The following is a 25,764-nucleotide window of genomic DNA, read 5'->3' as shown; positions in this document are numbered from 1 at the left end:
AAAAACTTCTTTAAGAAACAATTCATTACTGTCCATTCATTTCTTTGAATACATTGAAAAAAGACCGGAGTTCCCTCCAGCCTTTCAACAAAATTTTATACATTAAAACGGAAGTGGATAACGTCTCCGTCTTTTACGAGGTATTCTTTACCTTCAAGGCGCACTTTACCTGCTTCCTTGGCTGCTCCCATCGTTCCTGCTTCCACCAGGTCATCATAAGATACGGTTTCCGCGCGGATGAATCCTCTTTCGAAGTCAGAGTGAATGACTCCGGCACATTGAGGAGCTTTCATACCTTCGCGGAACGTCCAGGCACGAACCTCCTGTACACCTGCTGTGAAGTAAGTAGCAAGTCCGAGAAGGGAATAAGTTGCACGGATCAGCTGATCAAGGCCTGATTCTTCGATTCCAAGCTCCTGAAGGAACATCGCTTTCTCTTCATCATCAAGTTCAGCGATCTCAGATTCGATTTTTGCACATACTACGATGACTTCTGCGTTGTCTTCTTTCGCAAATTCACGAACCTTTTGAACATATTCATTGTCAGATGGATCTGCAATTTCATCTTCGCTTACGTTTGCAACATACAATACCGGCTTTGAAGTAAGAAGGTGAAGCTGCTTTACTAGTTTCATTTGCTCCTCAGAAAATTCAACCGTACGGGCAGGCTGCTCTGCTTCAAGAACTTCTTTCAATTTCACAAGAATGTCATGCTCGAATACTGCTTCTTTATCTTTTTGCTTGGCCATCTTTTGAACGCGAGCAAGACGCTTATCAACCGTTTCAAGGTCTGCAAGGATCAATTCAAGGTTGATGACTTCAATATCAGCAATCGGATCTACTTTTCCGGATACATGTGTGATGTTATCGTCTGCAAAGCAGCGTACAACTTGACAGATCGCATCGACTTGGCGGATGTGGGATAAGAATTTGTTTCCTAGCCCTTCCCCTTTACTTGCGCCTTTAACGATTCCGGCAATATCCGTGAATTCGAAAGCAGTTGGGACGGTTTTCTTAGGATCCACTAGCTCCGTCAATTTATCTAATCGGTGATCTGGCACCTCTACGATTCCTACATTTGGATCGATTGTACAGAAAGGGTAGTTAGCAGATTCTGCTCCTGCTTTTGTAATTGCATTAAAAAGTGTTGATTTACCAACGTTCGGCAGACCAACAATACCAGCTGTTAAAGCCATTTCGGTCACTCCTCTTTATTGTTCTTATCTATGAAAAATCGTGATTTGATGTTATCTCTTCTATATGGTCGAACCCTTCACAATTATAGAGTTAATGGAGGGAAAAGACAAGTAGTGGTTATTGGCACGGTCTTTGAAACCCTCTCTAAAAAACTTCTTTAATCCCCTATAATCACCGCTGTTGATTTCCGTTTTCAAAAAAAAGACCCCCCCGTTAGAAAACGAGAGGGTGTCCCATTTTTTATTAAGTATGCCAGACCCTTGCAGTAGGAGGGTTAAGCCCTCACGGATAGGGGTATAAAAAAGTAATTATTCTTGGGAACTTTCCAGTACTTTTTTCATTTTTTTCGTGAAATCCTTACGTGGAATCATTACACTGTGGCCGCAACCCTCGCATTTGATGCGGATATCCATACCAAGGCGGATCACTTTCCAGCGATTTGTACCACAAGGGTGTGCTTTTTTCATCTCTACAACATCATTCAGTTGGAATGTTTTTGGCTCCATTAGCCTTCCTCCTGTCCACGCTCAAATTTTTGTTGTTTTTCATCAGGCGGCAGTTCCTGGTTCTCTTCGTTTCTTGAATACATGACCATTCGAGGGAATGGGATTTCAATGCCGTGTGCATCAAGAAGGAGTTTCACATCTTTGCGGATCATCCTGGCAATGTACCAGTGCCTCATTGGTACAGTTTCCGCGACGATCCGGATGACCACATCGGAAGCTCCAAGTGTTTGGACTCCCAATAGTTCCGGTGGATTCACCAGATCTTCGTACTTTTGGGGAAGGGTGACAAGCAGATCCTGAATGACTTTTTCTGCCTCTTCTATGTTCTCCTCATAGGCAATACTGACATCCACAACAGCAATGCTGTTATGAATGGAGAAGTTCGTGACTTCCGTGATGTTACCATTCGGGAAAATATGAAGTTCACCCGTCCAGCTTTTTATTTTCGTCGTACGAAGCCCGATTTCTTCCACGGTTCCTTCTGCAGACCCGATCCGGACATAGTCACCCACGGAAAACTGATCTTCAAAGATGATGAAGAAGCCTGTGATGATATCACGCACAAGGTTCTGTGCTCCAAAACCGATTGCAAGACCGACGATTCCGGCACCGGCGATCAACCCTTTAATATCGATGTCGAGTGTCGAAAGGATAGTCATTAAACTGATGAAATAAACAACATACGTCAATACATTCTCAAGCAGCTTTAATAGAGTGGCCTCACGCCGCTGGGAAAACTTAAGAGGTGCTTTCGAACGAACCCTGAATATATTCCTGATGGCTGACCGTCCCAGTTTCAAGGCGATAAACGTGAGGAGCATGATCGCTGCAATTTTAATCGCGCCTTGTCCCAAGGCCACCCATAAATCATTATCAATTAATTTTTCAACAGTATCATCAACTGTCTTTTTAACATCTTCTGGAGTAGTTGTGTTTGCCATATATATGTATCACCTGCTTTTTCAGTAATAAGTTACGTTTTATTCTATCAAGTTTCCCGAACCTTGGGTAGTTCTAACCTATAGTTTCAAATTTAAACGAAATTTTTTATTTTATGAAAAATCATCCTTCTTTATGTATGAAAAAACAATATCGGCCGTATACTGATAAAAACTCTTTCCCCGAAACCTACCAATCAAAGGAGTGGAAGTCATGAATTTAAAAAAAGGATTGTTTGAACGGAAATCTGAACCTTTCAGGGTCTTTCATCAGGATGAACACGCTGCAAGGGATCTTTCTGTTCAATTATCATCCATACTTCCCACTCTATACAGGACACGGCCGATTGTATTTATTTGTATCGGCACCGATCGATCGACTGGTGACTCGTTGGGTCCATTGATCGGGTCCCTGCTGGAGGAGCAGGCCATAGGCATTTTTCATGTGTACGGAACTCTGGATGATCCGATTCATGCGGTTAACCTGGAGGAGAAGATGCAGGAAATCAAATCAAAGCACCTCAATCCATTTATCATTGGGATCGATGCCTGCCTTGGCAGGTTGAAAAGTGTGGGAGCCATCCAGCTTTGTGATGGACCGTTGAAACCGGGTGCAGGTGTTAATAAAGAACTGCCCGAGGTAGGGAATGTACATCTGACGGGGATTGTAAATGTCAGTGGTTTCATGGAATTCTTCGTCCTTCAGAATACACGTTTAAACCTTGTGATGAAGATGGCGAAAACGATGGTGGAAGCCATTGTGCTGGCCGAAGAAATCATCGAACGCAGGAATGCGATAAGCATTGAAAAATGGAGAGAAGAATTACATTGATCAATACTATAATAAACGGGAGGAGCTTCTGCCTCCCGTTTTTTCATTACATATACAAATGATAAGCGTGGATCACGCCTACTACAAGGGCTACTACGATAATACCCGGCAGTAAGTTGGCTACTCGTATCTTGGTGATCCCTATCAGATTCAGTCCGATAGCAAAAATCATGATGCCTCCCGTCGCCGTCATTTCAACAATATAGGCATCCATGAGCTCCTTAGGGACCCATTGGTGAATCTGAGTAGCGAAAAGTGCGATCAATCCTTGATAAAGTACGACCGGGATAGCAGAAAACATGACTCCGATTCCCAACGTAGTCGTCAAGATCAAGGAAGTGAATCCATCAATGATCGACTTTGTATAGAGGACATCATGATCTCCCCTGATGCCGCTGTCTAAAGCACCGATGACAGCCATCGCGCCGATGACGAAAATCAAGGTGGCTGTTACAAAGCCTTGAGAAATAGAAGTTTCTTTCTTACTTCCCAGCTTCTTTTCCAGCCATGCACCGATTGCATTCAGCTTGTCCTCTAAATTCATCCATTCTCCCCATGCTGCCCCGAGAGCAAGACTGATGATCACAACAAGAAAGTTTTCGCTTTTCAGTCCCATTTGCAAGCCAAGGACAATTACCGCTAATCCAATGGCTTTCATCACGGTGCCCTTCATATTTTCGGGAATGCGGTGGAGGAAAACTCCAAGCAGCGTTCCGATGATAATACAAATTCCATTTACTAGCGTCCCTAACAAAACCATATACGTTCCCCTTATCCAGACTAGAATCTTTTCATTTTCACTTAAAAGGGAAGAGGACTGACCCTCTGTAGCAATAGGTCAGTCCTTTCTCTAAATTAACCTTTATTTAACCAAGTTTGTTACTTATCCTGTAAAAGCTCCAAAATCCGGTCCAAGTCTTCCTTAGAGAAAAATTCAAGTTCAATTTTCCCTTTTTTCTTGGATTGTTTGATTGTGACTGTTGTACCGAATCGCTCACGGAGCATGGTTTCTTGTTCTTTAATGAATACATCTTTCTTCTTCTCAGGCTTTTTTGTTTCACGTGAAACATTTCCGTTCATTTCGCCGACGATTTTTTCAAGTTGGCGGACGTTCAAAGATTCTTTAAGAATACGATTCACCAGTGTCGAAAGATTCTTTTTGTTTTTCAACCCCAGCAATGCCCGGCCATGGCCCATCGTTAATTTCCCTTCAGAAATCAATTCTTGGATTGGTGCAGGCAATGAGAGCAGCCGAATATGGTTTGCGATGTGAGGACGGCTTTTTCCTAAACGCTTTGCCACTTCCTCCTGGGTGATCTTCAGCTTATCCATAAGCATCTGATACGCTGCCCCTTCTTCGATTGGACTCAAATCCTCTCGCTGAAGGTTTTCCAGCACTGCAAGTTCCATCATCTGCTGGTCATTCAATTCACGGACCACCACAGGGACAACGTCCAATTTGGCTGCGGTTGCTGCACGATAACGTCGTTCACCGACCACGATTTCATACCCTTTAATCGACTTTCTGACAATGATCGGCTGCAGAATCCCGTGCTCCAAAATCGATTCCTTTAATTCTTCGATTGCACCGGGTTCAAAAATTTTACGTGGTTGATAAGGATTCGGCCGTATGTCTTTTAGCTTTACCTCTTGAACGGTTTCTTCATTTTGCGTAGATTGTACATTTTGAAACAGGGCGTTAATGCCCTTTCCTAAACCTTTAGCCATTCGCCACCACTTCCTTTGCCAGTTCTAAATAAACTTCCGCTCCCCTAGACTTAGCATCATAAATAATGATGGGTTCACCGTGACTGGGTGCTTCACTCAAGCGAACATTACGCGGGATAATCGTGCGGTACACTTTATCTTGAAAGTACTTCTTCACTTCTTCGATGACTTGAATTCCAAGGTTAGTACGGGCATCCAGCATGGTTAACAGCACACCGTCGATCATCAATTCATGATTAAGGTGTTTTTGAACTAAGCGCACAGTGCTCAAGAGCTGACTCAATCCTTCGAGTGCATAATATTCACATTGCACAGGGATCACGACTGCATCCGAGGCTGTCAATGCATTAATCGTCAAGAGTCCCAAAGATGGCGGGCAATCAATAATAATATAGTCAAATTCATCTTTGACTTTTTCCAGTGCTTTCTTTAATCGAACTTCACGAGATATGGTGGGAACTAACTCAATTTCTGCCCCTGCTAATGAGATGGTCGCAGGTACAATTGAAAGGTTCTCGACTTTTGATTGTTTGAGGGTTTCTTTTACATCCACATCATCTACTAAAACATCATAAATGCATTGATGTACATCACCTTTTTCCACTCCAACACCACTCGTGGCATTTCCTTGGGGATCGATATCTACGAGCAGAACTTTTTGCCCTATGTATGCTAAGCACGCACCCAAATTAACGGAAGTGGTCGTTTTGCCCACGCCGCCTTTTTGGTTGGTCACCGCTATAATTCTTCCCAAGGTTGTCACCTACCTTTTGACGTCCAAGATTGGTCGTTTTTTCTTCACAGTATTCTTCTATTCTATCAAAATTCCTGGGAAAATGTCTGATTCTTTTTTGAAAATAATGAAAGCTTTCATTCCATTGTTTGGAAAAATCAATATCTTAGTTAAAAGGAAAGTAGAATATTGGTGAAAATTGTAATATTTCCGTGGAAATTATTTAGTGAAAACATAGGCTGGGCATCATTAAAGAGTGAAGGACAATTATTGACCGTTCCTTTCCGCTGCAGGCACAAGATTCCCCGGGGAGGAAGTCGAGCCTCCTCGGCATTCTGCCTGCGGGTTAGAAAAGCGGAGGCGGTTCGTCCAGCCCCGACAAGCATAAGATGAATGGGCCGGGAAGGGATTCTTTGCCTTCTTTGAGCATTTAGCTTATGACCTCGAGGGGCTAACCGCCGGAGCTGGACAAGTCTCGACCTTTCCTCTATCTCCCGTCGGAGTCAAGTGCCTTCCGCTCAAAAATCCACTCTGTGTTTTTAAGTTGTGTTATAACTAACAGAAAATATTATCATCCTCAGAATGATTCTACCTTTCAATTCATCAATAAATAGTAAACACCATGCATCACATTGGATTTTTGAAATTAGAATCATTTTAGGTCTTCCGCACATGCCTCACCGGATCCAGCGGTTGATTGGAGTGCAAGACGAAGACTCCTGCGGGAAAAGCGTGTTAGGTGAGACCCCGCAGGAGCAGAGCGACGAGGAGGCTCACCAACCGCCCGCGGAAAGCGAAGTCTTGCACGGAAATCAATAGCGGTAATCGACAGGATAAACCTACAATGAATTTTAAGAAAACAAAAAACAAAAAAGCAAGAAACAACCAATCTCTGTTTCTTGCTTTTTATGAATCTATTTCTTTTTTGGAATGCGAATGGTAAATTGATAGAATTCGTCGTGCTCTTCTTCCTCGGCGTTGAGGTTGATGCCGCTGTCTGACACCATGGAAAGAGATTGACGGATTGTATTGACGGCTATGCGCATGTCCTTTGAGAATGCTTTACGTCTTGGCTTTGGTTTTGGGGCAGAGCCTTCCTGCATTTTCACTACTCTGTCCTCTGTCTGCTTGACATTCAAGCTTTTTTCGATGATTTCACCAAGGAGCTGGATCTGCTTCTCGGGTTTTTTCAAGGGGATCAGTGCACGTGCATGGCGTTCCGTTATTTTCTTATCTAATAAAGCATGATGAATTTCTTCTGGAAGCTTTAGGAGACGAAGCTTATTTGCCACAGTGGACTGTCCTTTTCCTAAGCGCTGAGCAAGTGCTTCCTGGGTCAGATTATGCAACTCCAACAACTTTCCGTAGGCAATCGCTTCTTCGATCGGAGAAAGCTCTTCCCTCTGCAGGTTTTCGATTAAAGCGACTGAAGCCGTTTCAGTATCACTTAGGTTCTTGACGATGGCAGGAACGGTTTCCCAGCCAAGTTTTTGAACTGCTCTGTAACGGCGTTCCCCTGCAATGATTTCAAACTGATCATCAGCCGCTTGCCTGACAACGATCGGCTGTATGATTCCATGAGTGTGTATCGTTCTGGATAGCTCTTCTATTTTTTCATCATTAAAAACGGTTCTTGGTTGAAAGCGATTGGGAACGATTTGAGCGACTGGTATCTTCTTAACCTCATCTCGATCTTCCACTACACTTGATTCTTCTTCAGATTCAACATCTTGCTCTTTTTCACCCAGACCAAAAAAACGAGAGAAAGGATGCTTCATCTTCCTACACCACCTTTAAGAAACTCCCTATATTATAATTCTCTAAAATATGACAAGTTCCTGCCTCATCTAGACATATTCACACAAATCACTACAGTAAAAGCATACCATTTTTCCTATAAGAGAAGAACCTAGCAGGGTTCAAACCCTATTCCAACGGTAATTTATTTGGTGTACCCGGCTTTCTTGGATACTTATTAGGTGTTTCTTTTACTTTTTTTATTTTCACGATATTTCGTTCACTTTCTTCTTCCGGAAGGACAAATGAAAATACTTTTTCTGTCTGTCCGCCAAGTGTCGCAACCGCTTTTTTCCCTGTATTCAATTCTTCACTTGCATTTGAAGCCTTCATCGCTACGAACAATCCGCCTTTTTTCACGAGTGGCAGGCAGAGTTCGCTTAATACAGACATTCTGGCCACAGCTCTTGCAGTCACGATATCGTATGATTCACGATGCTCCTTCTTTTTCCCGAAGGTCTCTGCACGGTCATGATAGAAATGAGTATTCTCGAGTCCTAACTCTTTTGATAAATGATTCAGGAACGAAATACGTTTGTTTAGTGAATCGACAATCGTTATATGTAGGTGAGGGAAACAGATTTTAAGAGGGATACTTGGAAACCCTGCACCTGCTCCCACATCACATATCGATTTCACATCGGTAAAATCAATGAAAAATGCTGCACTGATTGAATCATAGAAGTGCTTCAAATATACTTCTTCCTTGTCCGTGATGGCAGTCAGATTCATCTTTTCATTCCACTCGACAAGGATTTCAAAATAACGCTCGAATTGATCTAATTGCCCGGGAGAAAGAGAAATCCCCTTCTCCTCGAGCATGGATTGGAATTGGTCTATATTCATGCTATTACCCTTCCTTTACCTATTGATCGCCTGAAACTTTCGCAATTTTCCCTTGTTCGATATACACAAGCAAAATCGAGATGTCAGCAGGGTTGACACCTGAAATTCGTGAAGCCTGCGCAAGTGACAGCGGGCGCACTTCAATCAGTTTTTGTCTGGCTTCTGAAGCTAAGCCGCTGATCGCTTCGTAATCAATGTTTTCAGGGATTTTTTTGTTTTCCATCTTTTTAAGCTTATCGACTTGCTGAAGGGATTTCTCGATATATCCTTCGTACTTCACTTGGATTTCAACCTGTTCTTCAACATCCGGGGAAAGCTCAGCCTCACTTGGTACAAGACGTTTGATATGGCTGTAATTCATTTCAGGACGCTTCAGTAGATCGGCTGCAAGAATGCCATCCTTCAATTCACTTCCTCCAGCTTCACGAATGACGGCCTGAGTCTCCTCTACAGGCTTGATCCGGATGCTTTCAAGACGTTCCTTCTCAGCCTGGATCGCTTCTTTCTTTTCAGTGAAACGCTGGTATCTTTCGTCGGAGATCAAACCGATGCTTTTTCCGATATCCGTCAGGCGAAGATCTGCATTGTCATGTCGTAATAATAATCGGTATTCTGCACGGGAAGTTAATAAGCGGTAAGGCTCATTTGTTCCTTTTGTAATAAGATCATCGATCAAGACGCCGATATAAGCATCGGAACGGCTGAGAATGACTTCTTCTTTATCCAGGGCACGGCAGGCAGCATTGATACCGGCCATCAGTCCTTGTCCGGCAGCTTCTTCATAACCGGAAGTCCCATTGATCTGACCTGCAGTGTAAAGATTTTTAATTTTTTTCGTCTCAAGCGTAGGCCATAGTTGAGTCGGCACGATTGAATCGTACTCGATTGCATAGCCTGCACGCATCATCTGTACCTTTTCAAGACCAGGGATCGTGGAAAGGATTTTTTGCTGAACATCTTCAGGAAGGCTCGTCGATAATCCTTGAACATATACTTCCTGAGTGTTTCTTCCTTCAGGCTCCAGGAAAATTTGATGACGCGGCTTATCATGGAAACGAACCACTTTATCTTCGATGGACGGACAATAACGCGGCCCTGTCCCTTTGATCATACCTGAATACATCGGAGAACGATGTAGATTCTCGTCGATTAATCTATGCGTTTCTTCATTTGTGTACGTCAGCCAGCAAGGCAGCTGATCGGTAATATATTTTGTTGTTTCATAACTGAATGCACGCGGTACATCATCACCAGGTTGAATTTCCGTTTTAGAATAATCAATTGATGAGCTGTTTACTCGCGGTGGTGTTCCCGTCTTGAAACGAACCGTATCAAAACCAAGCTCCCTGAGATGGTCAGCCAGGCGGATGGAAGGCTGCTGGTTATTCGGTCCACTGGAGTATTTTAAGTCTCCAAGTATGATCTCACCGCGCAGGAATGTACCTGTCGTAATGACGACTGTTTTTGCGCGGTATGCGGCGCCCGTCATAGTCACAACACCTTTACATTCACCGTCTTCGATGATCAACTCTTCGACCATTCCTTGAAGGAGGGTCATATTTGGTTCATTTTCAAGTGTGCGTTTCATTTCATGCTGATAAAGGAATTTATCCGCCTGCGCTCTTAGGGCACGAACGGCCGGACCTTTCCCAGTATTGAGCATTCGCATTTGAATATGCGTTTTATCAATATTACGCCCCATCTCTCCACCGAGGGCGTCGATTTCACGTACTACAATTCCTTTTGCCGGGCCGCCGACAGATGGATTACACGGCATAAAGGCAACCATATCAAGATTGATGGTCACCATTAACGTTTTCGCTCCCATCCTGGCAGAAGCGAGTCCCGCTTCAACGCCGGCATGTCCAGCACCAATGACAATGACATCATATTGTCCTGCGTCATATTGCATGGTTTATTATTTCCTCCTTATGGATGAGTCGTCCACCCATCCAACTAATATAATGTTTATTTTCCTAAGCAGAATTGAGAAAACAGCTGGTCAATCAGACTTTCATGGACGCTGTCACCGATGATTTCACCTAATAGCTCCCATGTTCTCGTTAAATCGATTTGCGCGATATCGATCGGCGTTCCCATTTCTACACTGTTAATTGCTTCGTTGATTGCTTGAGATGCTTGATTCAATAATGCTATGTGACGGCTGTTCGACACATATGTGATATCCCCTGCTTCAATGGATCCGGCGAAGAATAGGGATGAAATGGCTTCTTCCAGTTCATCGATCCCTTCTTCTTCGAGTAAAGCCGTGGTTACAAGAGGATGTTCTTTCGCCAATTCCCTGACTCGATCCAAATCGATCTTTTGCGGAAGATCCGTCTTATTCACAATGACGATGACGTCCATCCCTTTTACCGCTTCAAAAAGCTGTTCATCCTCGTGGGTCAGCTCATCGGCATAGTTGAGGACCAGCAGAATCAGATCCGCTTCTTTCAGAACCTGCCTTGAACGTTCGACACCGATACGCTCGACGATGTCTTCTGTTTCACGGATCCCTGCGGTATCGACAAGGCGGAGCGGCACTCCGCGTACATTCACATATTCCTCAATGACATCACGGGTCGTTCCCGGGATGTCCGTAACGATTGCTTTATTCTCATGAACAAGGCTGTTCAATAGAGAAGATTTCCCTACATTCGGACGGCCAATGATGACAGTGGAGAGTCCCTCGCGAAGGATTTTCCCCTGCTCGGATGTCCGAATCAATTTATCAATTTCGTCGCGTACGTGTCTTGATTTTTCCAGAAGGACGTGATGAGTCATTTCTTCAACATCGTCATATTCCGGATAGTCAATGTTCACTTCAACGTGAGCGAGAGTTTCTAAAATCTCCTGACGAAGTTTCCTGATCAGATTGGAAAGGCGTCCCTCCATCTGATTCAAAGCCACGTTCATCGCCCGGTCCGTTTTCGCACGGATCAAATCCATAACGGCTTCAGCCTGTGATAAATCGATACGGCCATTCAAAAAAGCACGCTTTGTAAATTCACCCGGCTCCGCTAATCGTGCCCCATGCTTCAAGACAAGCTGAAGAACTTTATTGACGGAAACCAATCCGCCATGACAATTGATTTCAATAATATCTTCACGGGTAAAGGTTTTTGGTCCTCTCATGACAGAGACCATCACCTCTTCCACAACCTGCTCGGTATCCGGATCGATGATATGTCCGTAATGGATCGTATGAGAGGCAAACTCCTTCATGGAAGTGCCCTTCATTCCCCTAAACACTTTCGCTCCGATGTCAAAGGCTTCATCCCCGCTCAAACGTACGATGGCAATGGCCCCTTCACCCATCGGTGTAGAGATGGCTGCAATTGTATCTAGCTCCATTCTTATCACCTCTCTTTTTTTATTGGTTTTGATCTATATGAACGAATGAAATTCAGAGAGCACAGTTTCCCCAAATTATTAGAATATCACAAACCTATTTAATACAAAAGAAACTAATTTCCTTTGTCGTCACGTTATCCACAGACTATTTTCTCTTATCTCTATTATTTTAACTTATCCACATGTGAATAACAATAAACCGGGTCAAAAAGGAATATCCACAAGGTGGGAGAGTTGGAATTTTGGTGCTTGTAGGTGGATTTTCAGAATGGGTTTAATGATGTTTGCTTGATGGTGATGCGAGGTGATATTCAAAGGTTCATTTTTCGAGTTAAAAAAGGCATGACCAAAGTTGTAAGAATCCAGCTGAAAGTTGATAGGAAAAACAGCAAAGCAGCTGAGAAACATCAGTATCTTGAAATATTATGTATAAATCGTTAATATGATAGGTCAAAACTCATCTTTTAGATGCCTCAAAGGTGGCTCAGCCACTCAAAATAGAGTTTTATTATCAAAAACACGGGATATATTATCAAAAATTCATTTTTATTATCAAATCCATATGGTTTATTATCAATAATCCAATTTTATTATCAAAACGCTATTACTTAAAGCTTCTGCCTTATCCGTCTCCCTCACTCAACAAAAAACGACAATTTTCGCCGCCGACTCATTACCCCTGCTCAAGTAAATGCACACCACCAAAACCTCCTTTTCCCATCAAAACACAAAAAAAGACGACCCCTCAAAAAGGAATCGTCTCTATCAAATCTTATTTAGGTGCAATCACAATATACCGATTCGGTTCCCGGCCTTCAGAATACGTGTCCACTTTTTTAGCATTCACTAAAGCCGTATGGATCACTTTTCTTTCATAAGAAGGCATAGGTTCCAGGGAAACAGGGCGATTGGTGCGCAGCGCTTTATCTGCAAGCCTCTCTGCTAGGTTGGTAAGAGTCTGGCGGCGGCGTTCACGATAGTTTTCTGCATCCAGAAGGATGGTTAAAAACTGATCGGACACCTTATTTGCTGCCAATTGCGTCAAATGCTGAAGCGCATTAAGGGTTTGGCCCCTTTTACCAATTAAAAGCGCCATTTTTTCGCCTGAAAGATGAAATTCAATTTCCCTTCCATTCTGATGTACATCGATAGAAGCTTCCACCCCCATCGCACGTGCTACGGATAATAAAAAGTCTTTCGATTCATCAACCGGATTGATCGCTTTTTTCACCTGGACGGCTGCCGGTCTTCCCCCGAACAGTCCGAACAGACTTTTTTTACCTTGGTCTATAACTTCGATTTCTGCTTCTTCTTTGGTGATGTTCAGTTGAGACAAGGCTGATTCAATGGCTTCTTCCACCGTTTGACCAGTCGCTTTCACTTCTCTCACTTTTTCTTTCCTCCCGAACCACCAGCTTTTGCAGCTTGTACTTCTCTGATATCAGGACCTTTGATGAAGTAAGTTTGAATAATCATGAAGATATTACCGATTACCCAGTATAGTGAAAGGGCTGACGGGAAGTTGATGGCAAAGATCACGATCATCACCGGCATGATATAAAGCATCATCGCCATTTGAGGATTTTGATCTGCCGTACCTGCCATCATCAGCTTTTGCTGGATGAACGTTGTAATACCGGCAACAACCGCAAGTATGATATCTCTTTCTCCAAGGTCGAACCATAAGAAATTATGTTCTGCAATTTCTCTTGTACGTACAATCGCATGATAAAATCCGATCAAGATCGGCATTTGAACGATTAATGGGAAACATCCCGCCAAAGGATTGACTCCATGTGACTGGAATAACGCCATTGTTTCCTGTTGAAGCTTTTGTTGAGTCTGAGCGTCTTTAGAGCTGTATTTTTCACGAAGTTTTTTCATTTCAGGCTGCAATGCCTGCATCGCTTTGGAGTTTTTCGTTTGTTTAATCATTAACGGTAAGATGGCTAAACGGATTATCAGCGTGACAATGATGATCGCCATACCATAAGAACCGTTGAACCATTCTGCAACCATTGTTATTAATTGTGATAATGGCCACACAATATATTCATTCCAAAAACCTGAGCTTTCAGGTGTAATGGGCTGATTATATTCTGTACAGCCTGATAAAACAGCCATTAGCCCAATGATTCCCATGAGGGCTATAATTCTCTTTTTCACCCTTATTTTCCTCCCAACTAATATGTTTCTGCAAGGCTCTCTTCATATAATTTGTTGGATTAAAGCAACACTCTATTAGAAAACAGCCATTTACTAATAGGCAAGGACACGTTTCCTCACCCCTATTTCAAAAAGTACAATCCCTCGTATTGTAACATCTTTTCAAAGGCTTGTGATGTTGAAACTTGTCTAAATACTAAATACTTTTTTACTTTTTCCTATCATTTTTGCCATCAGAAGGCTTTTTCAATACTTTCCCTCTTTTTAATACATGGCTGATGCTGCTTTTTACTTCATGAAAATTCATGTCGGCCGCCGGTTTTCTGGCGATGATCAAATAATCGTGGTTATCTTGAACGTCTTCACGCAATTCTAAAAAAGCCTGCCTTACGTAACGCTTGATTTTGTTCCGGCACACCGCATTCCCGATTTTCTTGCTGACGGAAATCCCGATCCGGAAAGGCTGGGCTTCTTCCTGTTTTAAGGAATAAAGAACAAATTGCCTGTTTGCAAATGATGTCCCTTTTTTAAATATCTCTTGAAATTCTTTATTTTTCTTTACTCTTTGTTCTTTCCTCATAAGCCACACCTATTTTTTGTTTTTCCTTAAGTCTTTCATTTAATAGAAGATCTTAATCACATTTGTTCGATTACTAGAAAAAAAGACCACTGAGTCAGTTCAGTGGTCTAAGCAGATAATACTTTTCTTCCTTTGGCACGACGACGAGCTAATACTCTACGTCCGTTTTTAGAGCTCATACGCGCACGGAAACCGTGTACTTTACTTCTTTTACGTTTATTTGGTTGAAACGTTCTTTTCATCTATTGACACCTCCCTGAAGGGTTCATCTTTATAAGTTAAAGACATTCTTCACTATTATAAAGACGTTAACCATAAAAAGTCAACAGTCATATTATTTTATTTTGGGGTATCTATATTTTACTAATTTTTTTGTTTGTCTTCTAAAAAAGTTAATTCATTGTGGATTAGACTTCTAAACACCATTCTGACTGTTGGATCACAGACCGTTCCTTTCCGCTGCAGGCATTTGCTTTCCGCGGGGAGGAAGTCGAGCCTCCTCGTCGCTGCGCTCCTGTGGGGTCTCGACTTTTCCTCTATTTCCCGTCGGAGTCAAATGCCTTCCGTTCCAATCCACTCTCGTTTTTTCACATAGTAAGTAGCAATAGTTGTTAGAAGTAAGCTGCAAATATTATTTCCTATAAAGTGATTGATTCTAGCCTTTCTGATAATCACAACATCTTTATGACAGAAACTTTCAACAATGTTTAGTAGCTGCTAAATGAAGAATTATGTTTTCACAAATGTTCATCCAAATTGAATTGTATTTAAATGTCTCTTTAGGATGGAGTTTATAGGCTGATCGACTCTAAGTTATTTTTAGGGATCCAGCGTTGATTGGAGTGCAAGACGAAGACTCCTGCGGGAGAAGTGACTAATGTGAGACCCCGCAAGAGCGAAGCGATGAGGAGGCTCACGGGTCACCCGCGGAAAGCGAAGTCTTGCACGGAAATCAAAAGCGGCTTTCAGAAGTCCTTAAAATTTAATTCCGTCCCCCAACACCTTCTACAAAATCTCTCCCACCACTTATAAAATCACCCTGTGGATAGAATTCGACACGATTTTTAATTATCCACAGCAGCTATTGACAGGTTTTTCACAAGTTCTATCCTTGTGGACAATTTCATTCCACAACTGACAGGGGTTGTGGATAATATTTAAAAACCATTGCACCTCTAAGGATATTTTGATATGATTATTGTGTTTTCACTCTTGATAACTGCAATTACGTAATTTACTTATCCACAAAATGTGGATATCATGTGGGTAACTTATTCAGATGGTATGTAAAACCTTGTCCACAAGTGGTGGATATTGTCGACTAACCATTTTCTTTCCTTATTATATATATTCTCCACATACAGTTCATTGTATTTTTATTAGATAACGAGATTTGAGACGTTTATAGGTTATACAGAGGTTGTACAAAAAGAAAAAGCTGGCGTTGGAGCCGGACATTGAAAAGAAAAGGAGGGATCAGGTTTGGAGAATATCGGGGATCTTTGGAGTAAAGCCTTGGAAAATATCGAAAAAAAAATAAGTAAGCCAAGCTTCGACACTTGGTTGAAATCAACGAAGGCACACTCCATACAAGGTGATACTCTTGTGATTACCGCTCCAAATGAGTTTGCACGAGATTGGCTGGAAGGTCGTTATTCGCAGTTAATCTCCGGAGTATTGTATGATATCACCGGCGAAGAGCTGGTCGTAAAATTCATTATTCCCCAAAATCAGGAGCCGGAAGAGTTTGATATTCCAGTACCGCCTAAAAAGGCTGCAAAAGAGGATGACCAGTATGATCTCAATCAGAATATGCTGAATCCTAAATATACATTCGATACGTTTGTCATCGGCTCGGGTAACCGATTTGCTCATGCTGCGTCCTTGGCAGTGGCAGAAGCACCTGCTAAAGCCTATAACCCCTTATTCATTTACGGGGGAGTAGGACTCGGAAAAACTCACTTGATGCATGCGATCGGCCATTATGTGCTCGAACATAATCCGGCTGCAAAAGTGGTTTATCTATCTTCTGAAAAATTCACGAATGAGTTCATCAACTCCATCCGTGACAACAAAGCGGTCGATTTCCGCAATAAATATCGAAGCGTTGATGTGCTGTTAATTGACGATATTCAATTCTTGGCCGGTAAAGAACAGACACAAGAGGAATTTTTCCATACTTTTAATACATTGCATGAAGAAAGTAAGCAAATTGTCATATCCAGTGATCGTCCTCCTAAAGAGATTCCGACATTGGAAGACCGCCTTCGTTCCCGCTTTGAATGGGGCCTTATTACCGATATTACTCCTCCTGATTTGGAAACGAGAATAGCGATTTTAAGGAAAAAGGCAAAAGCAGAAGGCCTGGATATTCCAAATGAGGCCATGCTTTATATCGCAAATCAAATCGATACGAACATCCGTGAGCTGGAAGGCGCCCTGATCAGGGTCGTTGCATACTCTTCACTTATCAATAAAGATATTAATGCCGATCTTGCAGCTGAAGCTTTGAAGGATATCATCCCAAGCTCAAAGCCCAAGGCCATTACGATCCAAGAGATCCAGCGCGTTGTCGGTGAGCACTTCAATGTGAAAATCGAGGATTTCAAAGCAAAAAAACGCACGAAATCCATCGCTTTTCCACGACAAATCGCCATGTATCTGTCCAGGGAAATGACCGATTCCTCCCTTCCTAAAATAGGCGAAGAATTCGGCGGACGCGACCACACCACCGTCATCCATGCCCATGAAAAAATCAGCACCCTGCTCGGAGCGGACGCTCTTTTACAGCAGCAATTGAAAGAAATCAGGGATTCGTTGAAGTAGTTAATGAATTAGATGGCAACAGGGAAGTTGATTGCCAATCTTTCCTTTGAATAAATTGGCTGATTATCAATAGATTCTGTTAAAGCTTCTATCAAAGATATTGCCTTTCCCAGCAGTTGATTGGAGTGGAAGACGAAGACTCCTGCGGGAGAAGTGGCCAAAGTGAGACCCCGCAGGCAAAGCCGAGGAGGCTCACGGGCTACCCGCGGAAAGCGAAGTCTTCCACGGAAATCAACTGCGGTATTTAAAGTAAAAAACTTGATAGATAGCTTTAACCCAAAACTGAATACTGTTGATAACTGAGACCAACTAGCACACAGTCTGTCCACATGTGGATAGGCTGTGTTTCCGTTCAATTCACACACTTATCCACATATCAACAGGCCCTACTAGTACTATTACTATTTTTTAAATAAATTATTAATATATGATTCAGTCCAAAAAATTATGTGCAAATTGGAGGAAATAATCATGAAATTTGTTATTCAGAGGGACGATCTTGTTCAAAGCGTTCAAGATGTCATGAAGGCTGTTACGTCAAGAACAACGATTCCCATTCTTACGGGGATCAAAATCATTGCAACAGAAGATGGAGTAACCTTAACAGGTAGCGACTCTGATATTTCTATCGAATCCTTTATCCCGAGAGAGGAAGAAGGTTCTGAGATTGTTGAAGTCATGGAAACAGGAGGAATCGTCCTTCAAGCGAAATTCTTTAGTGAAATCGTTAAAAAGCTTCCTAAAGACACGGTTGAAATCGAAGTGCAAAATCATTTCCAGACAGTCATTCGTTCCGGTAAGGCAGAATTCAATTTGAATGGATTGGATCCGGAAGAGTATCCGCATCTCCCTCAAATCGAAGAGGGCAATGGAATCAAAGTTTCGACTGACCTATTAAAAACGATGATCAGACAAACGGTATTCGCAGTGTCCACCTCAGAAACACGCCCCATCTTGACAGGTGTAAACTGTCAGATTGAAAATGGGGAACTGAGCTGTATTGCAACAGATAGTCACAGGCTGGCAATGAGAAAAGCGCCGATTGAAACAAACCATGAAGCGTCATACAATATCGTCATTCCAGGGAAGAGCTTGAACGAGTTAAACAAAATACTTGATGACACGGACGAGCCTGTTGAAATCGTCATCACCGAAAACCAGGTGCTGTTCAAAGCAAAACACTTATTATTCTTCTCAAGATTGCTTGAAGGGAATTATCCGGACACAAGCCGTTTGATCCCATCCGACACTAAGACGGAACTGACGCTTGTGACAAAGGAATTTTTACAGGCAATCGATCGTGCGTCGCTGCTGGCGAGAGAGGGAAGAAACAACGTGGTGAAACTTTCTACTCTTGACGGCGGTATGATTGAGATTTCCTCCAATACCCCGGAAATCGGGAAAGTCATCGAACAGGTTCAAAGCCAATCTGTTGAAGGTGAAGAATTGAAGATATCTTTCAGTGCGAAATACATGATGGATGCGCTGAAAGCCATCGAAGGAACGGAGATCTATGTGAATTTCACGGGAGCGATGAGACCATTTGTGTTAAAACCGCTTCATGACGACTCCATCCTTCAATTGATTCTTCCGGTTAGAACATATTAATAGATTTAAAGCTGATACCTTTTAAGAAGGTGTCGGCTTTTTCTTTTGTAAAAGGATTGCGGGAAATGGAGATTCTTGTCGAATTGTCGGTAAACTACTGAAAATTGTCCGAATCCCTGAATTTTTGTCCGCATTTTCTAAAAAATGTCCTCAAATCTCATTTTTCGTCCGTAATCCCAAAAAAGTGTCCGATTGTCCTCAATACCCGTTCAGCTTCCCGTCTGCCATGCAAGATAAACCCTGTACAGACAACAGCAATAACCCTTCCACTTTTCGTTAGTTGTGACTTGTCCTTTTTTAGAGTAAAATAAGATATTAGAGACTTTATACGGAAAGTAGTGATTCTAGTGGAGAAAAAGGTCACGATTACGACGGAGATCATTACACTCGGGCAGTTCCTGAAACTTGCTGATGTGATTCAATCCGGCGGCATGGCAAAATGGTTTTTAAGTGAATATGAGGTATACATAAACGGTGAACAAGACCAGAGAAGAGGAAGAAAGCTTGCAGTCGGAGACAAGGTTGAAATTCCGGAAGTAGGAGTCTTTGTGGTTGCTGGAGAATAATAAAGGATGTTATGTCCATGTATATTGAACAATTGGAATTGAAAAATTATCGGAATTACGAATCGATCGAAGTGAATTTCGAAAACAAAGTGAATGTCATCCTGGGGGAAAACGCCCAGGGTAAGACGAACATTATGGAGTCCATCTATGTTCTGGCAATGGCGAAATCCCACCGGACGTCAAATGATAAAGATTTAATCCGTTGGGACGAGGAATATGCTAAAATAAAAGGTAGGATTCAAAAGTATAATGGACCGTTGCCTTTGGAACTTGTCCTTTCAAAAAAGGGTAAGAAAGCAAAGTGCAATCACCTTGAGCAGTCGAAGCTGAGTCAATACGTCGGCAATATGAATGTTGTCATGTTTGCGCCTGAAGATCTCCATCTTGTAAAAGGGAGCCCTCAAGTTAGGCGTCGTTTTATTGATATGGAAATCGGGCAGGTTTCACCTGTTTATTTACATGATATCAGTCTTTATCAAAAAATATTACAGCAGCGTAATCATTATTTGAAACTTTTGCAGACGAGAAAACAGACAGATCAGACGATGCTTGACGTACTGACTGAACAATTCATCGAGATGGCTGTCAAAATAGTAAAAAAACGGTTTGAATTCGTCCAGCTGCTTGAGAGTTGGGCAAAACCGATCCATTCAGGGATCTCAAGGAACCTTGAAACGCTGGAAATCCTTTATAAACCCTCTTTGGATGTATCAGATGATCAAGATTGGTCAAAAATGGTAGAGGTATATGAACGGAAATTTGAAGGGATCCGCGAGCGTGAAATCGATCGGGGAGTCACTCTTGCCGGACCGCATCGGGACGATCTGCAGTTCATCGTGAATGGTCGCGACGTTCAGACGTTCGGATCGCAGGGGCAGCAGCGGACAACAGCACTCTCTGTAAAACTGGCAGAAATTGAACTCATCCATTCTGAAATAAAAGAATATCCGATTCTTCTTCTTGATGATGTATTGTCGGAACTTGATGATTATCGCCAATCCCACTTACTCAACACGATACAAGGCAAGGTGCAGACCTTTGTCACGACCACCAATGTGGATGGGATCGATCATCAGACGCTGAACGAGGCAACGACATTCGAAGTGGAAGCGGGAACTATGAAAAGACTGAAATGAGGTGGTACCTTGTACATTCATGTCGGAGAAGATGTCATGGTACGAACAGATGATATCATCGCAATAATTGATCGGGATACCGTACAGTTTTCAGAAGAATTACAGCTTTTTTTGAAGAATAAAGATAATCACCTTTGTAATCTTGCAAAGGGTTCATATAAATCTCTCGTTATTACGAAGAATCAATTGTATCTTTCCCCACTAGCATCAAGCACGCTTAAGAAACGATCAAAGAAATACTCAAACTATGAGAATTTATTATAGGAATACAAGCCCGAAAGGTTAGAAAGTGTAGGTGAATCGGCATGGCTATGGAACAAAAACAAGCACAAGGTCAATCCTATGATGAAAATCAGATTCAGGTTTTAGAAGGATTGGAAGCCGTACGTAAACGACCAGGAATGTATATTGGTTCAACAAGCGGAAAAGGTCTGCATCACTTAGTATGGGAAATCGTTGATAACAGTATCGATGAGGCGCTCGCGGGATACTGTAATGAAATCGAAGTGATCATTGAAGAAGATAACAGCATCACGGTTACCGATAACGGACGTGGGATACCTGTCGGGATTCATGAAAAAATGGGACGTCCGGCCGTAGAGGTCATCATGACCGTCCTTCACGCCGGCGGTAAATTCGGCGGCGGCGGATACAAGGTTTCCGGAGGGCTGCATGGTGTTGGTGCTTCGGTCGTTAACGCCCTGTCAACGGAACTTGAAGTCAATGTCCACCGTGACGGGAAAATCCATTACCAAAAGTTCGAAAAGGGAGTTCCAAGCTTCGATCTTAAAGTCATCGGTGAGACAGACAAGACGGGAACGGTCATTCATTTCACCCCTGATCCTGAAATCTTCACTGAAACAACTGAATATGACTTTGAAACACTGGCGAACCGTATTCGCGAATTGGCTTTCTTAAATAAAGGCATTCAGTTAAGCATTGAAGATAAGCGAGGTGAAGGCAAGCGTAAGGATTACCTTTACGAAGGCGGAATCAAATCCTATGTCGAGCATTTGAACCGTTCAAAAGAAGTCATCCATGAAGAACCGATCTTCATCGAAGGTGAAAAAGACGATATTACAGTGGAAATCGCCCTGCAGTACAATGACGGCTTTGCAAGTAATATCTACTCTTTCGCGAATAACATCAACACTCATGAAGGCGGGACGCATGAGTCCGGCTTCAAGACGGCATTGACCCGTATCATCAATGACTATGCACGTAAAAATAATGTGTTTAAAGAAAGTGATGCCAATCTTTCAGGTGAGGATGTCCGTGAAGGATTGACTGCCATCATCTCCATTAAACACCCGGATCCCCAATTCGAAGGTCAAACGAAGACGAAACTTGGTAACTCAGAGGCAAGAACGATTACCGATTCATTGTTCTCGGAACATCTGGAAACATTCCTCCTGGAAAATCCGGTCGTTGCAAGGAAAGTAGTCGAAAAGGGACTCATGGCTGCACGTGCGCGTATGGCTGCAAAGAAAGCAAGGGAGCTCACACGCCGTAAGAGTGCGCTCGAGATTTCAAGCCTGCCTGGTAAACTGGCGGACTGCTCATCGAAAGATCCGGGCATCAGTGAAATCTATGTCGTTGAGGGTGACTCAGCCGGCGGATCTGCCAAGCAGGGCCGTGACCGTCACTTCCAGGCGATCCTGCCGCTGCGAGGTAAAATCATTAACGTTGAAAAGGCTCGCCTTGATAAGATCCTTTCGAATAATGAGGTCCGTGCGATCATTACTGCACTCGGTACAGGAATCGGGGAAGACTTCGATATCTCCAAAGCCAGATATCATAAAATCGTCATCATGACCGATGCCGACGTCGATGGTGCCCATATCCGAACGCTTCTGTTGACGTTCTTCTATCGTTATATGAGACAAATCATCGAAGCAGGATTCATCTATATCGCGCAGCCGCCGTTGTATAAGATCCAGCAAGGCAAAAAAATCGAATATGCTTACAACGACAAAGAACTCGACCGCATCCTTGCAGAAATTTCACCTACACCGAAACCTGGCATCCAGCGTTACAAAGGTCTAGGGGAAATGAACCCTGAACAGTTATGGGAAACCACAATGGACCCTGAAACAAGAACACTGCTTCAAGTCAGCCTGCAGGACGCCATCGAAGCCGATGAAACCTTTGAAATCCTCATGGGTGACAAAGTAGAACCTAGACGTAACTTCATCGAAGAGAATGCTGCTTACGTTAAAAACTTGGATATCTAATTTTAAAAACAGGATAGAAGTAAGAAATCTATCCTGTCTTTTACATAGCGGACAAGGTTAATAAAGAGAAAGGTCCAAATCTTTCTTTAAAAGGAGGTCCCTTACACTATGGCAGAAACACCAAGATCGAATGTTAAAGAGATTAATATAAGCAATGAGATGCGCTCATCATTCCTTGATTATGCGATGAGTGTCATCGTATCCCGTGCCCTGCCTGATGCCCGTGACGGCTTGAAGCCGGTTCACCGCCGTATTTTATATGCGATGAACGACCTTGGGATGACGGCGGATAAAGCATACAAAAAATCTGCGCGTATCGTAGGTGAAGTAATCGGTAAGTATCACCCGCACGGTGACTCAGCGGTTTACGACACAATGGTGCGTATGGCGCAGGATTTCAACTACCGCTACATGCTTGTAGACGGCCATGGAAACTTCGGTTCGGTCGACGGAGATGCAGCGGCAGCGATGCGTTACACGGAAGCACGTATGTCCAAGATTTCGATGGAGCTTATCCGTGATATCAATAAAGATACCATCGATTATAAAGATAACTATGATGGCACAGAACGTGAACCGGAAGTTTTACCTGCCCGTTTCCCTAATCTGTTAGTGAACGGTTCGTCCGGAATCGCGGTCGGAATGGCAACGAATATTCCGCCCCATAACCTGGGAGAGGTCATTGACGGGATCCTTGCACTGAGTAAAGAGCCTGAAATCACGATCCAGGAACTGATGGAATACATCCACGGACCTGACTTCCCTACTGCAGGGTTGATTGTCGGAAGAAGCGGGATCCGCCGTGCCTATGAAACAGGTAAAGGTTCCATTACGATGCGTGCCCGTGTTGAAATCGAACAGAAGAGCAACGGGAAAGAAACGATCATCGTTCATCAGATCCCTTATCAAGTAAATAAAGCAAAATTGATTGAAAAAATAGCGGATCTTGTCCGCGATAAGAAAATTGACGGCATCACGGATCTTCGTGATGAATCAGACCGTAATGGTATGCGTATTGTCATTGAAGTCAGAAAAGACGCCAATGCCAATGTACTGCTGAACAACCTTTACAAACAGACTGCACTTCAAACAAGCTTCGGCATCAATCTGTTGGCACTTGTAAAAGGCCAGCCGAAGGTATTGAATCTCAAACAGTGTCTGCAGGAATACCTTGAACATCAACGTGTCGTGATCCGCCGCAGAACAGAGTTCGAATTGCGCAAAGCGGAAGCAAGGGCCCATATCTTAGAGGGACTTCGCATTGCGTTGGATCACATTGATGAAATCATTGCCCTGATCCGCGGCTCTCAAACAACGGAACTCGCGAAACAAGGGTTGATGGAGCAATTCTCTCTATCTGATAAACAAGCCCAAGCAATCCTTGATATGCGTCTTCAGCGCCTGACAGGGTTGGAGCGCGAGAAGATCGAAGATGAATATCAAGAACTGGTGAAGCTGATTGCGGAACTGAAAGCTATTTTAGCTGACGATGAAAAAGTTCTTGAAATCATCCGTGAAGAGCTGCTTGAAATCAAAGAACGTTTCAACGATGACAGAAGATCTGAAATTGTTGCGGGCGGAATTGAAAACATTGAAGATGAAGATCTGATTCCGCGTGAAAACATTGTGGTCTCTCTTACTCATAATGGCTATATCAAGCGTCTTCCTGTCTCTACATACCGCAGTCAAAAACGCGGTGGCCGGGGCATCCAAGGAATGGGTACAACGGGTGATGACTTCGTAGAACATCTCCTGACTACGTCGACTCATGACACGATCTTGTTCTTTACGAATAAAGGGAAAGCGTATCGTGCCAAAGGGTATGAAATCCCTGAATTCAGCCGTACGGCAAAAGGACTTCCGATCATCAACATGCTCGGCGTGGAAAAAGATGAGTGGATCAATGCGATGATCCGTGTCGAAGAGTTCGTGGATGACTGGTATCTATTCTTCACGACGAAACACGGTATATCCAAACGTACACCTGTCTCTGATTTCGCCAATATCCGTACAAACGGACTGATTGCCATCAATCTCCGGGAGAATGACGAATTGATTTCCGTCAAACTCACTGATGGTGAAAAAGATATGATCATCGGTACGAAAAAAGGCATGCTGATCCGTTTCCCTGAAACAGATGTACGCTCAATGGGAAGAACGGCCACCGGCGTGAAAGGGATCAACCTTTCCGATGATGATATCGTCGTAGGCATGGAGATTTTGGAAGAAAAGAGCGATGTCCTTGTCGTAACTGTCAACGGCTACGGTAAGCGTACACCTGCTAGTGAATACAGAGTCCAAACCCGCGGTGGTAAAGGTCTGAAAACGTGTAACATAACCGAGCGTAACGGGGAACTGGTTTCAGTCAAAGCCGTGACAGGTGAAGAAGATCTCATGATCATCACTGCCCATGGGGTCTTGATCCGTATGGACGTAAATGATATCTCCACCACCGGACGTAACACACAAGGTGTGAAACTGATCCGTCTTCAAGAAAGTGAATTCGTTTCTACTGTAGCCAAAGTAGAAAAAGAAGACGAGGAAGAAACAGCCGCACCTGTCGAAACATCCGAAGAGGCAGATGTACCTGAAAACAATGAAGAAGAAACGAATGAATCAGTTGACGATTCAGAAGAATAAATGACAATAAGCTATTTCCTGAGGAAATGTTTTTCTTCAGGAGATAGCTTATTTTTTTTAGAGAGGACAAAGATTAT

The 25,764-nt window shown here is 43.0% G+C and carries 22 protein-coding genes and 1 pseudogene; 9 read left to right on the top strand and 14 right to left on the bottom strand.

All coding sequences use genetic code 11. From position 1 onward, the window contains the following. Nucleotides 1-95 precede the first annotated feature (95 nt). The 3 genes from ychF to ACXAFV_RS01830 form a co-directional block, all read right to left on the bottom strand. A complete protein-coding gene (gene ychF / locus ACXAFV_RS01840) occupies nucleotides 96-1,196 on the bottom strand; it encodes a redox-regulated ATPase YchF (RefSeq protein WP_475124042.1) in 1,101 nt (366 codons plus the stop codon). A gap of 309 nt (nucleotides 1,197-1,505) precedes the next feature. Continuing rightward, the gene (locus ACXAFV_RS01835; protein ID WP_475124040.1) at nucleotides 1,506-1,703 is read right to left on the bottom strand and encodes a DUF951 domain-containing protein; all 198 of its coding nucleotides are present in this window, start codon (nucleotides 1,701-1,703) and stop codon (nucleotides 1,506-1,508) included. Continuing rightward, nucleotides 1,703-2,644 (bottom strand): mechanosensitive ion channel family protein, encoded by a 942-nt coding sequence (locus tag ACXAFV_RS01830; protein WP_475124038.1) that lies wholly within the window; start codon nucleotides 2,642-2,644, stop codon nucleotides 1,703-1,705. Before ACXAFV_RS01830 ends, ACXAFV_RS01835 begins: the two co-directional genes overlap by 1 nt. 211 nt (nucleotides 2,645-2,855) lie before the next feature. Here ACXAFV_RS01830 and yyaC point away from each other — a divergent pair, with 211 nt between their 5' ends. Continuing rightward, a complete protein-coding gene (gene yyaC, locus ACXAFV_RS01825; protein ID WP_475124037.1) occupies nucleotides 2,856-3,473 on the top strand; it encodes a spore protease YyaC in 618 nt (205 codons plus the stop codon). A gap of 46 nt (nucleotides 3,474-3,519) precedes the next feature. Here yyaC and ACXAFV_RS01820 read toward each other — a convergent pair whose 3' ends face one another. The 11 genes from ACXAFV_RS01820 to rpmH all read right to left on the bottom strand — a co-directional run bounded on the left by ACXAFV_RS01820 (nucleotide 3,520) and on the right by rpmH (nucleotide 14,919). Further along, nucleotides 3,520-4,233 (bottom strand): DUF554 domain-containing protein, encoded by a 714-nt coding sequence (locus tag ACXAFV_RS01820; protein ID WP_475124035.1) that lies wholly within the window; start codon nucleotides 4,231-4,233, stop codon nucleotides 3,520-3,522. A 119-nt stretch (nucleotides 4,234-4,352) separates the two neighbouring features. After that, nucleotides 4,353-5,201: a ParB/RepB/Spo0J family partition protein gene (locus tag ACXAFV_RS01815; RefSeq protein WP_475124033.1), complete on the bottom strand. Its 849-nt coding sequence runs from the start codon at nucleotides 5,199-5,201 to the stop codon at nucleotides 4,353-4,355. Then, on the bottom strand, nucleotides 5,194-5,955 hold the full coding sequence (locus ACXAFV_RS01810; protein WP_475124031.1) for a ParA family protein: 762 nt from the start codon (nucleotides 5,953-5,955) through the stop codon (nucleotides 5,194-5,196). Before ACXAFV_RS01810 ends, ACXAFV_RS01815 begins: the two co-directional genes overlap by 8 nt. 893 nt (nucleotides 5,956-6,848) lie before the next feature. Beyond that, nucleotides 6,849-7,712: a nucleoid occlusion protein gene (noc, locus tag ACXAFV_RS01805; protein ID WP_475124029.1), complete on the bottom strand. Its 864-nt coding sequence runs from the start codon at nucleotides 7,710-7,712 to the stop codon at nucleotides 6,849-6,851. Between the two features lie 148 nt (nucleotides 7,713-7,860). Then, nucleotides 7,861-8,577, bottom strand: coding sequence for a 16S rRNA (guanine(527)-N(7))-methyltransferase RsmG (rsmG, locus tag ACXAFV_RS01800; RefSeq protein WP_475124027.1), 717 nt, complete (start codon nucleotides 8,575-8,577; stop codon nucleotides 7,861-7,863). A gap of 19 nt (nucleotides 8,578-8,596) precedes the next feature. Further along, the gene (gene mnmG, locus ACXAFV_RS01795; protein ID WP_475124025.1) at nucleotides 8,597-10,489 is read right to left on the bottom strand and encodes a tRNA uridine-5-carboxymethylaminomethyl(34) synthesis enzyme MnmG; all 1,893 of its coding nucleotides are present in this window, start codon (nucleotides 10,487-10,489) and stop codon (nucleotides 8,597-8,599) included. A 56-nt stretch (nucleotides 10,490-10,545) separates the two neighbouring features. Beyond that, on the bottom strand, nucleotides 10,546-11,931 hold the full coding sequence (mnmE, locus tag ACXAFV_RS01790) for a tRNA uridine-5-carboxymethylaminomethyl(34) synthesis GTPase MnmE (protein ID WP_475124024.1): 1,386 nt from the start codon (nucleotides 11,929-11,931) through the stop codon (nucleotides 10,546-10,548). Between the two features lie 772 nt (nucleotides 11,932-12,703). Next, on the bottom strand, nucleotides 12,704-13,321 hold the full coding sequence (gene jag, locus ACXAFV_RS01785) for an RNA-binding cell elongation regulator Jag/EloR (RefSeq protein WP_475124022.1): 618 nt from the start codon (nucleotides 13,319-13,321) through the stop codon (nucleotides 12,704-12,706). Next, nucleotides 13,318-14,097 (bottom strand): YidC family membrane integrase SpoIIIJ, encoded by a 780-nt coding sequence (spoIIIJ, locus tag ACXAFV_RS01780; protein ID WP_475124021.1) that lies wholly within the window; start codon nucleotides 14,095-14,097, stop codon nucleotides 13,318-13,320. Before spoIIIJ ends, jag begins: the two co-directional genes overlap by 4 nt. Before the next feature lie 208 nt (nucleotides 14,098-14,305). After that, on the bottom strand, nucleotides 14,306-14,677 hold the full coding sequence (gene rnpA / locus ACXAFV_RS01775; RefSeq protein WP_475124019.1) for a ribonuclease P protein component: 372 nt from the start codon (nucleotides 14,675-14,677) through the stop codon (nucleotides 14,306-14,308). A 107-nt stretch (nucleotides 14,678-14,784) separates the two neighbouring features. Then, nucleotides 14,785-14,919: a 50S ribosomal protein L34 gene (gene rpmH, locus ACXAFV_RS01770; protein WP_224875679.1), complete on the bottom strand. Its 135-nt coding sequence runs from the start codon at nucleotides 14,917-14,919 to the stop codon at nucleotides 14,785-14,787. 1,240 nt (nucleotides 14,920-16,159) lie between these two features. Here rpmH and dnaA point away from each other — a divergent pair. From dnaA to gyrA, 8 genes and pseudogenes are all read left to right on the top strand, one after another. After that, the gene (gene dnaA / locus ACXAFV_RS01765) at nucleotides 16,160-17,503 is read left to right on the top strand and encodes a chromosomal replication initiator protein DnaA (protein ID WP_475124017.1); all 1,344 of its coding nucleotides are present in this window, start codon (nucleotides 16,160-16,162) and stop codon (nucleotides 17,501-17,503) included. A gap of 116 nt (nucleotides 17,504-17,619) precedes the next feature. Further along, nucleotides 17,620-17,806, top strand: a pseudogene (locus ACXAFV_RS01760) (hypothetical protein). Nucleotides 17,807-17,974: 168 nt separating this feature from the next. Next, a complete protein-coding gene (gene dnaN, locus ACXAFV_RS01755; protein WP_475124015.1) occupies nucleotides 17,975-19,111 on the top strand; it encodes a DNA polymerase III subunit beta in 1,137 nt (378 codons plus the stop codon). A 347-nt stretch (nucleotides 19,112-19,458) separates the two neighbouring features. Then, nucleotides 19,459-19,677, top strand: a complete 219-nt coding sequence (yaaA, locus tag ACXAFV_RS01750) for a S4 domain-containing protein YaaA (RefSeq protein ID WP_341985913.1) — start codon at nucleotides 19,459-19,461, stop codon at nucleotides 19,675-19,677. Between the two features lie 17 nt (nucleotides 19,678-19,694). Then, nucleotides 19,695-20,813, top strand: coding sequence for a DNA replication/repair protein RecF (gene recF / locus ACXAFV_RS01745; RefSeq protein WP_475124013.1), 1,119 nt, complete (start codon nucleotides 19,695-19,697; stop codon nucleotides 20,811-20,813). Nucleotides 20,814-20,822: 9 nt separating this feature from the next. Then, the gene (gene remB, locus ACXAFV_RS01740) at nucleotides 20,823-21,077 is read left to right on the top strand and encodes an extracellular matrix regulator RemB (RefSeq protein WP_032087143.1); all 255 of its coding nucleotides are present in this window, start codon (nucleotides 20,823-20,825) and stop codon (nucleotides 21,075-21,077) included. A gap of 47 nt (nucleotides 21,078-21,124) precedes the next feature. Next, entirely contained in the window at nucleotides 21,125-23,047 is a 1,923-nt protein-coding gene (gyrB, locus tag ACXAFV_RS01735; RefSeq protein ID WP_475126041.1) for a DNA topoisomerase (ATP-hydrolyzing) subunit B, read from the top strand. Between the two features lie 108 nt (nucleotides 23,048-23,155). Next, nucleotides 23,156-25,687 carry a DNA gyrase subunit A gene (gene gyrA, locus ACXAFV_RS01730; protein WP_475124011.1) on the top strand — a complete coding sequence of 844 codons (2,532 nt, stop codon included), beginning with the start codon at nucleotides 23,156-23,158 and terminating at the stop codon, nucleotides 25,685-25,687. The last annotated feature ends 77 nt before the right edge of the window (nucleotides 25,688-25,764 follow it).

The organism is Rossellomorea sp. ABR4_012 (genome assembly GCF_056159545.1).
Note: the sequence above shows the minus strand (reverse complement) of the source record. Positions and strands in the feature narration are given on the sequence as shown.